A 10,471-nucleotide genomic window follows, 5' to 3' on the forward strand; every position below is an offset into this window, starting at 1 on the left:
GCCGAGCGTGGCGAGGGACGCCCCCAGGTCGTTGATCCAGACATTGCGCCCGTCGACCACTCCCGCGACCAGGCGCTTGCCGGGCAGGCCGCCCGCGGAGGCCAGGTCGGCGAGGTTGCCCGCGCCCCGGGAGTTCCGGTCGTTCCTGCCGCTGCCGCTGCTTCGCATCAGATATCCGTCGTCGTCTCGTCGCCTGCATGGGTGTTCGCTGTATCCGGAGCGTCCGGATCGAACGACGGAACCCCTTCCAGCGACTCGGCCTCGACCGCGTCCGCCTCGGGGAGGAAGGGCGCGAGTTCGGGCAGTTCACCGAGGCCGCGCAGGCCCATGCGCTCCAGGAAGTAATTCGTCGTCCTGTACAGGATCGCACCTGTCTCGGCCTCCGCGCCCGCCTCCTCCACCAGACCGCGCTGGAGCAGGGTGCGCATCACGCCGTCGCAGTTCACTCCGCGCACCGCCGAGACCCGCGAGCGGCTGACCGGCTGGCGGTAGGCGACGACGGCGAGAGTCTCCAGCGCGGCCTGCGTCAGCCGGGCGTGCTGGCCGTCCAGGACGAAGCCCTCCACGGCCGCCGCGTAGGCGGCGCGGGAGTAGAAGCGCCAGCCCCCGGCGACCAGCCGCAGCTCGAAGCCGCGCCCGGTGGCGGTGTATTCGTCGGCGAGGGCGCGCAGCGCGTCCGCGACGGCCCGCGGGGGGCGCCCGAGGACCTTGGCGAGGTGCTCCTCGGTGGCCGGCTCGTCCACGACCATCAAGACGGCCTCCAGGGCGGGGCCGAGCGGCAGCTCCTGGACGGGCCCTGCGGCCTGCGGCTCGTTCACGCGGTTGCCTCCTGCTCCTGCTCGACGGTCCCGGAAACGAGATCGAACTCACCCACGCTGATCTCCGCCCCGTCCTGCGGTCCGCTCCAGTGGACGACGAGGAGGCCGAGCGCCTCCTCCTGGTCGAGCCCGACCGCGCGGGCCCGGTACAGCTCCAGCAGGGCGAGGAAGCGGGCGACGACCGTGAGGGTGTCGTCGGTGTCGGCGGTCAGCTCCTCGAAGGTTGCCCGGCCGCGCTCGCGCAGCAGCCCGACGACGATCCCGGCCTGCTCCTGCACGGAGACGAGCGGCGCGTGGATGTGGTCGACGTAGACCTGCGGCTCGGGCCTGGGCTGCATCGCCTTGACGGCGAGCTTCGCGAAGCCCTCCGGGCCGATGCGGATCACCACGTCGGGCAGCAGGTCCGCGAGGCCGGGCTCCAGGCCCACCGTGCGCGGGTAGCGGCGGCCCTCGTCGTCGAGGCGCGCCGCGAAGATCGCGGCGACCTCCTTGTAGGCGCGGTACTGCAGGAGGCGGGCGAACAGCAGGTCGCGCGCCTCCAGGAGCGCGAGGTCGGCCTCGTCCTCGACCTCCGCGGCGGGCAGCAGCCGGGCCGCCTTCAGGTCGAGCAGCGTCGCGGCGACGACCAGGAACTCGGTGGTCTGGTCGAGGTCCCAGTCCGGGCCCATGGCGCGGATGTGGGCCATGAACTCGTCGGTGACCTTGGACAGCGCGACCTCGGTGACGTCGAGCTTGTGCTTCGAGATGAGCTGGAGGAGCAGGTCGAAGGGGCCCTCGAAGTTGACGAGCCGCACGGTGAAGCGCCCGTCGTCCGCCTCGGCGGCCGCGGCGTCCGCCGTGTCGTCCCCCGAGGCGTCCGCCGTGTCGTCACCGGGCCGCCCGGGGGCACCGCGGCCGCCGTCGGCACCGGTGCCCTCCGGGCTCCGGGGCCCGCCGGGGGTCTCCTGGTCGTCCTCGGGCGGCACGGCGGCGGGCGCCGTCGCCCCGGACGCGGCGTCAGGCGCCCGCACGGCCCAGGACGCGGGGGGCCGCGGGAAGGGCGTGCGCGGTGGGCCGGTCCGGCGCACCGGGCCGGCCCGCCGTCCCGCTCAGGACACCGGGGTGAAAACGACCGGGAGCGACTTCGGGCCGCGGGTGAAGACACCCTGCTCGACCGGGTCGTAGCCGTCGGCGAGCCGGACGTCCGGCATCGCGTCGAGCAACTGGTCGACTCCGGTCTCCACCTCGGCCTTGGCGAGGAGCGCGCCCACGCAGAAGTGGCGGCCGAGGGCGAAGGCGAGATGGTCGGCGGCCGCGGAGAACGCGGTGGTGGTGGTGAGGTCGTCGCGGAAGATGTCGAAGGTGTCGGGGTCGCGGTAGTGGTCGGTGTCCCGGTTGGCCGCCCCGATGAGGCAGGTCACGGTCGCTCCGGCGGGGATCGTGCCGCCGCTGACCTCGACGTCCCTCGCCGCCTGCCGCATGATCATGTGGACCGGCGGGGTGAAGCGCAGCGTCTCCGCGAACGCCCGGGCGATGAGGCTCCGGTCGGCCCGCACGGCGGCCAGCTGGTCGGGGTGGAGCAGCAGGTTCGCGAAGATCGACGCGATCGCCTTGTCCGTGGTCTCGCCGCCGGCGGCGAGCAGGAGGCTGCAGAAGGCCTTGATGTCCTCGTCGCTCATGCGCACGCCGTCGACCTCCGCGCGGCACAGCGTGGACAGGAGGTCGTCGCCGAGCCGGTCGCGCCGGGCCCGGATGATCGGGACCATGTACTCGGCGAACTCGACGCGCGTGCGCTCGCCCGCCGCGATGACGTCCTGGTCGCCCGAGAGGTTGCCGAGGAAGGCGATGACCGCCGTGTACCAGCGGTGGAAGCGCGCATGATCGGACTTGTCCAGTCCGAGCATGTCCGCGATCACGTTGACCGGGAAGCGGGTCGCGAAGTCGTCCACCAGGTCGGCGGAGCCGGTGCCCCGGAAGCCGTCGATCAGCTCGCGCGCGTTCCTGCCGATCACGGGGAGGAATTTCTGCTCCAGCTCGGAGCCGCGGAACGCGGGGGCGACGAGTGCGCGCCGCACCGCGTGCTCACGCCCGCTGAGCTGCAGGATCGTCTTGCCGTGCACGGGCTCGATCTGCCAGTTGTAGTTGTCCGTGGTGAACGCGGAGTCCCTGTCCTTGAAGGCGCGCTCGACGTCGTCGTAGCGGGAGATCAGGTAGCTCTTGGTCGGCTCGTGCCAGATCAGCGGGGCGCTCTCCCGCATCATCCGGTAGGCCGGATACGGGTTCGCGGCGAACTCGGGCGACAGGATGTCGGGGATCGGCTGTGCGGTGACCATGGTGGCTGCCCCTCGCGTCTGGTGACCGGTAGCGGTCGGCGAGGCACAGGCTATTGACCGTAACTGACCGGTGACAGCCGACTCCTGGCCAGTTGAGGCGACATCTCGCACGCGTGGGTGCATGGACCGCACGAAACGGCGGGGCCCGGTCGGCATGCGCCCGGGCCCCGCCGCGGCGGAGAACGTCCCCGTGGAGGTCAGTCGCCCAGGGTGGAGGCGACGGGGGCGGCGTCGGCCTGCTCGGCCGCCTTGGCGGCCTCCGCCTTCGCCGCGGCCTTCTTCGTCCGCTGCTTGACGACGAGCATCGACGCGACGGCGACCACCACGGCCACGCCGAGGCCGGCGTACGAGAACCGCTTCAGCCAGTCCTCGGCGACCTTGCCCACCTCGTAGACGACGAGTGTGGTGCCGCCGGCCCAGACGACCCCGCCGAGGAGGTTCGCGATCAGGAACTTCCAGTACGGCATCTTCAGCACGCCGGCGAGCGGCCCGGCGAAGATGCGCAGGAGGGCGATGAAGCGGCCGAAGAAGACCGCCCACATGCCCCACTTCTCGAACGACCGCTCCGCGACGGCGACATGGGATTCGCCGAAGTGCTTGGGGAACTTCCTGGCCAGCCAGGCCAGCAGCGGCCTGCCGCCCTTGCGGCCGATCGCGTAACCGGTGGAGTCGCCGGCGACGGCGCCGATGGAGGCGCAGGCGGCGAGCACGTACGGATCGATGTGGCCGTGCTGCGAGGCGAGCAGTGCCGCCGCGACGAGGACGATCTCGCCCGGCAGCGGAATGCCGAGGCTCTCGACCCCGATGACGACCGCCACCAGCAGGTAGATGCTCACCGCAGGAACGGTCTCGAGCCACCCCTGGACGTCCAACGCAGGTCCCTCCCGCTCATGTCCCCCGTGCCCTGGTCGGATCAGCCTACCTGGTTGCGGCAGGCCCTCCGACGTGGCCGGAATTCACCCCCGGCCCGCCCTTGACACGGGCTGCGACAGGACCGTGACAGCACGGCGACTCCAACGAGGCCCGCCCGCATCTATCGTTACCCGTCATGTGGCCAGGACAGCAGCCGCCCGGGGGCGAGCAGAACGCAGGAAACCAGAACCCGTACCAGCAGCCGGGGTACCAGCAGCCAGGTTTCGGCCCTGCCGGGCAGCAGGGCCCGTACGCGCAGCAGCCGTACCAGCAGCCGGGCTACCCGCAGCAGGGGTACCCGCCCCAGCCGAACCCGTACCAGCAGCCGACGGTGCCGCTGTACGGCGGGCCGGGCGGCCAGGGGCCGCAGAAGCCGGGGCGCGGCGGGCGCCGCACGACGGTGATCGCGGTCTGCTGCGCCGTGGCCGTCCTCGCGGCGGCGGGCGTGAGCGGCTACCTGGTGGTGAACAAGAAGGACTCGCAGGCGGACACGGTCTCCGCGGCTCCCAGCAAGTCCCCCCTCCCGGCGCCCCCGGCGCCCGCGTCGAGCCCCGCGGACAACCCGCGCGGCGGCTCGGCGGGCGCCAAGCCGACGGTCGCGGGCTGGAAGGTCGTCTCGAATCCGACGCACGCGACGGAGTTCGACGTTCCGCCCAGCTGGAACGTCGAGTCCCCCAGCACGTTCCAGGGCTTCGACAACGAGAAGAAGGGGGACGGCTCGGCGCTCGCCCTGTTCTCCTCGCCGGCCGAGCTCCAGCCGAAGTGGTGCGAGGCGAAGTCGTCCGGCGGAGGCACCGACGACACCGCGCTCGCCGCCGCGGGAACGAAGGGCGGCAAGGGCGCCAAGGACACCGGCAGCGCGGCCGTCGCGGAGGCCGGCACCTGGGCGTTCGCCGCGTACGGGCAGCACGAGCCGGCCAAGACCGTCCACCAGAAGATCAAGGTCGGCAAGGCCGTCCCCTACACCACGAAGTCCGGGGTCAAGGGGAGCTACGCGATCGCCACGACGAAGGGCCTGACCAAGCACGAGAAGTGCGACAGCGACGGCAAGACGATCGCGTTCACCTTCATCAACGGCAAGGGCGACTACACGACGTGGGTGCTCTACGCGGCGCACGGCGTCAAGGGCGAGCTGCCGGACAAAACGATCATGCAGATCCTGAGCACGGTGCGGCTGCCCGCCGGCTCGGTGGAGTGAGCGCCGCGGGCAGCGGCCGGCGGACCGGACGAGGTGATCGCCGGCGACCGCCCGCCCACCCGCCGAGGTGAGCACGGGCCGGGGGCCGGCCCCGTGCCGCGCGGCACGGTCGCCGGGAGCGGAGGACCACGCCGTGTGCCCACCGGGCCCACCACCGCGGCCGGGTCAGGGCACGAGCACGATGCGCCCGCGCAGACCGCCCTCCGCCAGTCGCGCATGTGCCTCGGCGGCGTCGCGGAGGGGATACGTTCGCTCGACGCGTGCCCGCAGCACGCCCAGGTCGGCGAGCCGGGACAGCTCGGCGAGCAGGGCGCCGTCGGCCCGTACGGCCAGGGCCTCGACGCGGATGCCGCGCTCGGAGCGGGGCTCCTGGCCCGGCCACAGGCCGGCGTAGGCACCGCCGTCCCGGACGGCCGCGAGCGCGTCGGCCCCCAGCCGCGCCGCGTCGAGCACGCCGTCGAATCCGCCTGCGGAGGGCTGTTGCCCGCGGGCGAGGAAGTGGTCGGCGCCGCGGGACAGCAGGAACTCCTCGTGGACGTCCGCGTCGAGCCCGGTGACCTTCAGGCCCTGGCGGTGGGCGAGTTCCACGGTGTGGGCGCCGACGCCTCCCGCCGCCCCGGTGACCAGCAGGCTCTGCCCGGGGGACAGGGAGAGCAGGCGCAGCGCCTGGGACGCGGTCGTCGTGTTCAGCGGGAGCGTCGCCGCGTGGATGTCGTCGAGGGTGCGCGGGGCCGGCGCGAGCACCGCGTCGTCCAGGACGATGTGGTCGGCGTGGGTGCCCAGCGGCTTGTGGTGGCCCGTGGCCAGGGCGATGACGCGCTCGCCCGTGGTCCAGCGGGTGCCGGCGCCGGCGGCGTCGACGGTTCCGGCCACGTCGAAGCCCAGGCCGACGGGGCCCTCACCGCCGAAGACCCCGGACCGCATGGCGGCGTCCACGGGGTTCAGCGCGGCGGCGCCCACCCTGATGCGCACCTGCCCGGGGCCGGGCACGGGTGTCGGGTGTTCGGTGATCTCCACTGCCTCGGGGCCGCCGAAGCGGGTGACGGTCGCAGCACGCATGGGCATGGTCTTCCTTCTGCACAGGGACGGGGGCGGGCCGGGGCGCCGCCGGAGGTGAAGGGCGGCGGTCCCGCCGCGGGGGTGGGGACGGGGGTGGCGACGGTGGCGGGGACACGCACACCGGCAACGGCCGGGCCCCGCCGGGACGCGGCGCCGGACGCCTGACGCCGGCCGGTTGCCGGTCGTCGACGCCGCCGGGCACACACCGGCTGTACGCCCGTGACGTGGTTTCTTACGATGGGTGCGTAACCCCATGATGAGTCAGCGTGGACGGCGCTACAAAAGGCACAGGCGTGTGCGCAACAGGAAGGGCGGGTGCGTCATGCACGAAGGCGCGGCGGACGGGCGGGCCGTGGTGACCGGGGGGCCGTGCGCCCGCTGGCCCGTGGAGAAGGGCGAGGACATCCGCCGGATCGTCGACCGGGCCGGCGACAAGTGGACCGTGCTCGTGATCGGCGCGCTGGAGCACGGCTGCCTGCGCTACACCGACCTGCAGCGCTCGGTTCCGGGGATCTCCCAGCGCATGCTCACGCACACCCTGCGCCAACTGCGCCGTGACGGCCTCGTCAGCCGCACCGCGTATCCCGAGGTGCCCCCGAGGGTGGAGTACGCGCTGACGCCGCTGGGCGCCACGCTGCTCGACGCCGTCACGATCCTGGTCGACTGGGCGGGCACCCATCACGGCGAGATCAGCGCGAACCGGGCGGCCTTCGACGAGGCGGCGCCCTCCCACTGACCCCGCCCGCTCCGGCGCCCGCCTCGCCGCGGCACGCCCGCGGTCGGTGCAGGAGCGCGGCGGTGCAGGAGCGCGGCGGTGCAGGAGCGCGGCGGTGCGGCTGCTCGTCGGCATGTCGCTCTGTCGATACGGCCGCGCGGTGCCCGCCCGCCGGCGTCCCGGCGCCGCCGCCCGCGCGTTGCCCTCGGGCAGACCGGTATTTACCGTTGCATACATGGCGACAAACACCCAGAACGGCTCCGCGAGGACCTGGTTCATCACCGGAGCCTCCTCCGGCATCGGTCACGAACTCACCGCGGCCGCGCTCGCGCGCGGCGACTTCGTCGCGGCGGTCGCCCGCACCGTCACGTCGCTCACCGACCTGGCGGGCGCGTATCCGGACACGCTCGCCGTCTTCGCCGCCGACGTCCGGGACGAGCCGGCGCTGCGCGACGCCGTCAGCCGCACGGTCACGGCGTTCGGCGGCATCGACGTCGTCGCGAACAACGCCGGCTACGGTCTCTTCGGCGCGGTGGAGGAAGCCTCGGACACCGAGGCGCGGGCCGTCTTCGACACCAACGTCTTCGGCGTGCTCAACGTGCTGCGCGCGGTCCTGCCGGTCCTGCGCGCCCAGAGGTCGGGGCACATCCTTCAGGGTTCGTCGCTGTACGGCCAGTTCGCCCTGCCCGGCCTCGGCATGCTCGCGGCCACCAAGTACGCCGTGGAGGGCCTGTCCGACGCGCTCGCGGCAGAGGTCGAGCCGCTGGGAATCAAGGTCACGCTCGTGCAGCCCAGTCCCACGGCCACGTCCTTCGGCGCCAATCTGGCCTTCGCCGGCCACGAGGACGACTACGACCGGACCGTGCGGGCGGTGCAGAAGGCACTGGGTGAGGCGGGGCCCGAGGCCTACGCCTCGGCCGCCCGCACCGCGCAGGCGATCCTCGCCGCCGTCGACTCCGACCGCCCGCCGCTGCGGCTCGCCCTCGGCAGGCAGGCCGAGAGCGGGATGCGTGCCGCGCTCAACGCCCGGATCAAGGACCTCGACGACTGGTCGGCCGTGACGCACGGCGTCGACGGCTGACACCCGCCCCGGCGGCCGGGGGGCCCGGCGGCAAAAAACCGTTGCGCCGGCGCTCCCGCTCGATCACAGTCCCAGGGTGTCCCGCCTCCGCTCCCGCAACTACCCCCTGCTCTCGGCAGCCGCCGTGATCTCGCAGCTCGGTTCGCAGGGTGCTCTGATCGCCTCGGCCTTCGCCGTGCTCTCCACGGGCGGCACAGCCGGTGACGTGGGCCTCGTGGCCACCGCGCGCACGGTGCCGATGGTGCTGTTCGTACTGGTCGGCGGCGCCCTGGCGGACCGAATCCCGCGCCACCGGGTGATGGTGGCGGCGAACGCGCTGAACTTCGCTTCGCAGGGGACGTTCGGGGCGCTGGTGCTGCTCGGCCACGCCCCGCTGTGGCAGATGGCGGCCCTCTCGGCGCTCGGCGGGACGGGGCAGGCCCTGTTCGGCCCGGCCAACGAGGGCCTGCTGCTCTCCAGCGTGGATCCGGCGCGCGCGGGCCGTGCGTTCGCGGTGTACCGGATGGCCGTGAACGGCGCGACGATCGGCGGCGCCGCGGCCGGCGGCGCGCTGGTGGCCTGGCTCGGCCCCGGCTGGGTGCTGGTCGTGGACGCCGGGACGTTCCTCGTGTCGGGGGCCCTGCGGTCGTTCCTGGATCTGAGCCATGTGCCGGCGCGCGCGCCCGGCGCCGGGGTGCTGGCCGATCTGCGCGACGGCTGGCGCGAGTTCGTCTCGCGGCCCTGGCTGTGGGCGATCGTCGCGCAGTTCTCCGTGGTCAACGCGGTGATGGTGGCGGGCGAGGCGGTGTACGGGCCGCTGGTCGCGCGCGACCACTACGGCGGTGCGGGGCCCTGGGGCGTGGCGAACGCCGCGTTCGGCGCGGGCACGCTGCTCGGCGCCTTCGTGATGACGCGGTGGCAGCCCCGGCGCATGCTCCTGGCGGGGACGCTCGGGATCTTCCCGTTCGCGCTGCCGCTGGCGGCGCTCGCCGTGCCGGTGTCGGCGGCCCTTCTGACGGCCGCGATGTTCGTGGCGGGCGCGTCGGTCGAGGTCTTCGGCGTGGGCTGGATGACGGCGATGCACCAGGAGATCCCGGAGGAGAAGCTGTCGCGGGTCTCGTCGTACGACTGGCTCGGTTCCATGGCCCTGGTGCCGGTGGCGACCGCGCTCGCGGGCCCGGCACAGGGGGCGTTCGGCCGTAGCGCCTCGCTGTGGGGTGCCGCGGCCCTGGCCGTGCTGCTGACGGTGGCGGTGCTGTTCGTCGGCGACGTGCGCACGATCCGCCGGCGCGAGCCCGCGAGCCCGGTGGACGCGGCGAAGGCGGCCGCGAGCGGGGCCGACGGGCCGGCGGCGACCGCGGCGGACTCCGTCTGACGGCGGCCCCGGCTCCGGCTCCGGCTCCGGCTCCCGCTCCGGCTCCGGCTCCGGCTCCGGGTGTGAACGGGCGCTGCCGCGCGGCCGGTCAGCCGATGCTGAAGGCCCCGTCCGGCGGGCGGGGCGATGAAACGGCGTCCTCGTCCCGCACGGGCCGCGCCCCGGCGACGAGGCGCCCGAGGGCCTCGCCCTCCTCTACCCGCGCGGGGAACGCGTCCCCCGCGGTGCGCCGGGCGAGCGCCGCGGTGTCCAGGGGCCCGCGGGACGCCACGAGCACCGCGTTGCCGAACCGCCTGCCGCGCAGCACCGCGGGCTCGGCGATCAGCGCGATCTCCTCGAACACGGCCGCGAAGGTGGCCAGCTGGGCCCGCAGGAACGCGAAGGGAGCGCCGTCGGCCAGGTTGGCCGTGTAGACGCCGGCGGGGCGCAGGACCCGAGCCGCCTCGCGCGCGTACTCGACCGACGTCACGTGAGCGGGGATGCGGGAGCCGCCGAACACGTCGCCCACGATCACGTCGGCCGAGGCCGCGGGCGCGGCCGACAGCCACCGGCGGGCGTCGGCCCGGTGCACGGTGATCCCGCTGCCGGACGGCACCGGCAGCACTTCGGCGACCAGGTCGGCGAGGCCCCCGTCGTACTCGACGACGTCCTGCGCGGAGCCGGGCCGGGTGGCGGCGACGTAGCGCGGCAGGGTGAGCGCGCCGCCGCCGAGGTGCACGACGGCGAGCGGCCCGCCCGGCCGCGCCGCGGTGTCCACCACGTGCGCGATGCGCCGCACGTACTCGAACTCCAGGTGCTCGGGGTCGTCGAGGTCGACGTGCGACTGGGGCGCGCCGTCGACCGTCAGCAGCCAGGCCCGCTCGCCGTCCAGGTCGGGCAGCAGGCGGGCGGTGCCGGAGTCGACGGCGCGCGTCACGGGTACCGGCTCGGTCGGTTCGCTCACCGCCTCATTGTCGCGGACGGCGGGCGCCCGGCGCGGCCCGGGGCGCCCGCCGTCCCGCACCGCGCAGGCCGCGCGACCG

The 10,471-nt window shown here is 74.1% G+C and carries 10 protein-coding genes and 1 pseudogene; 4 read left to right on the plus strand and 7 right to left on the minus strand.

Annotated features, from left to right (window positions below; genetic code table 11):
• From L1885_RS16490 to L1885_RS16510, 5 genes and pseudogenes are all read right to left on the minus strand, one after another.
• Positions 1-141, minus strand: a pseudogene (locus L1885_RS16490) (hypothetical protein); the annotation flags it as partial.
• Positions 142-167: 26 nt separating this feature from the next.
• Complete coding sequence (gene scpB, locus L1885_RS16495; protein ID WP_235797878.1) at positions 168-818, minus strand: SMC-Scp complex subunit ScpB; 651 nt, start codon at positions 816-818, stop codon at positions 168-170.
• Positions 815-1,828: a segregation and condensation protein A gene (locus L1885_RS16500; protein WP_235797879.1), complete on the minus strand. Its 1,014-nt coding sequence runs from the start codon at positions 1,826-1,828 to the stop codon at positions 815-817. Before L1885_RS16500 ends, scpB begins: the two co-directional genes overlap by 4 nt.
• Positions 1,829-1,906: 78 nt before the next feature.
• Positions 1,907-3,130: a cytochrome P450 gene (locus L1885_RS16505; RefSeq protein ID WP_235797880.1), complete on the minus strand. Its 1,224-nt coding sequence runs from the start codon at positions 3,128-3,130 to the stop codon at positions 1,907-1,909.
• Positions 3,131-3,327: 197 nt separating this feature from the next.
• Complete coding sequence (locus L1885_RS16510; RefSeq protein ID WP_235797881.1) at positions 3,328-4,002, minus strand: DedA family protein; 675 nt, start codon at positions 4,000-4,002, stop codon at positions 3,328-3,330.
• A 176-nt stretch (positions 4,003-4,178) separates the two neighbouring features.
• Here L1885_RS16510 and L1885_RS16515 point away from each other — a divergent pair, with 176 nt between their 5' ends.
• Entirely contained in the window at positions 4,179-5,240 is a 1,062-nt protein-coding gene (locus L1885_RS16515) for a DUF8017 domain-containing protein (RefSeq protein WP_235797882.1), read from the plus strand.
• A gap of 165 nt (positions 5,241-5,405) precedes the next feature.
• Here the strand turns inward: L1885_RS16515 and L1885_RS16520 are convergent, their stop codons facing one another.
• A complete protein-coding gene (locus tag L1885_RS16520; RefSeq protein ID WP_235797883.1) occupies positions 5,406-6,299 on the minus strand; it encodes an NADP-dependent oxidoreductase in 894 nt (297 codons plus the stop codon).
• Positions 6,300-6,621: 322 nt separating this feature from the next.
• On the opposite strand from L1885_RS16520, the gene L1885_RS16525 reads away from it, so the two are divergent.
• From L1885_RS16525 to L1885_RS16535, 3 genes are all read left to right on the plus strand, one after another.
• Positions 6,622-7,035: a winged helix-turn-helix transcriptional regulator gene (locus L1885_RS16525; protein ID WP_235797884.1), complete on the plus strand. Its 414-nt coding sequence runs from the start codon at positions 6,622-6,624 to the stop codon at positions 7,033-7,035.
• Positions 7,036-7,249: 214 nt separating this feature from the next.
• The gene (locus L1885_RS16530) at positions 7,250-8,095 is read left to right on the plus strand and encodes an SDR family NAD(P)-dependent oxidoreductase (RefSeq protein WP_235797885.1); all 846 of its coding nucleotides are present in this window, start codon (positions 7,250-7,252) and stop codon (positions 8,093-8,095) included.
• Positions 8,096-8,171: 76 nt separating this feature from the next.
• Positions 8,172-9,449, plus strand: coding sequence for an MFS transporter (locus tag L1885_RS16535; RefSeq protein ID WP_235797886.1), 1,278 nt, complete (start codon positions 8,172-8,174; stop codon positions 9,447-9,449).
• 88 nt (positions 9,450-9,537) lie between these two features.
• Here L1885_RS16535 and L1885_RS16540 read toward each other — a convergent pair whose 3' ends face one another.
• Positions 9,538-10,392 carry a spermidine synthase gene (locus L1885_RS16540; protein ID WP_235797887.1) on the minus strand — a complete coding sequence of 285 codons (855 nt, stop codon included), beginning with the start codon at positions 10,390-10,392 and terminating at the stop codon, positions 9,538-9,540.
• Positions 10,393-10,471: the final 79 nt, after the last annotated feature.

This window comes from Streptomyces fuscigenes (assembly GCF_021556455.1).
Lineage (GTDB): Bacteria > Actinomycetota > Actinomycetes > Streptomycetales > Streptomycetaceae > Streptomyces > Streptomyces fuscigenes.

Excerpts from the sequence above, each read along its gene's own strand:
- L1885_RS16505 (WP_235797880.1), bottom strand. The coding sequence starts at position 3,130 with ATGGTCACCGCACAGCCGATCCCCGACATCCTGTCGCCCGAGTTCGCC.
- L1885_RS16515 (WP_235797882.1), top strand. The coding sequence starts at position 4,179 with ATGTGGCCAGGACAGCAGCCGCCCGGGGGCGAGCAGAACGCAGGAAAC.
- L1885_RS16520 (WP_235797883.1), bottom strand. The coding sequence starts at position 6,299 with ATGCGTGCTGCGACCGTCACCCGCTTCGGCGGCCCCGAGGCAGTGGAG.
- L1885_RS16525 (WP_235797884.1), top strand. The coding sequence starts at position 6,622 with ATGCACGAAGGCGCGGCGGACGGGCGGGCCGTGGTGACCGGGGGGCCG.
- L1885_RS16530 (WP_235797885.1), top strand. The coding sequence starts at position 7,250 with ATGGCGACAAACACCCAGAACGGCTCCGCGAGGACCTGGTTCATCACC.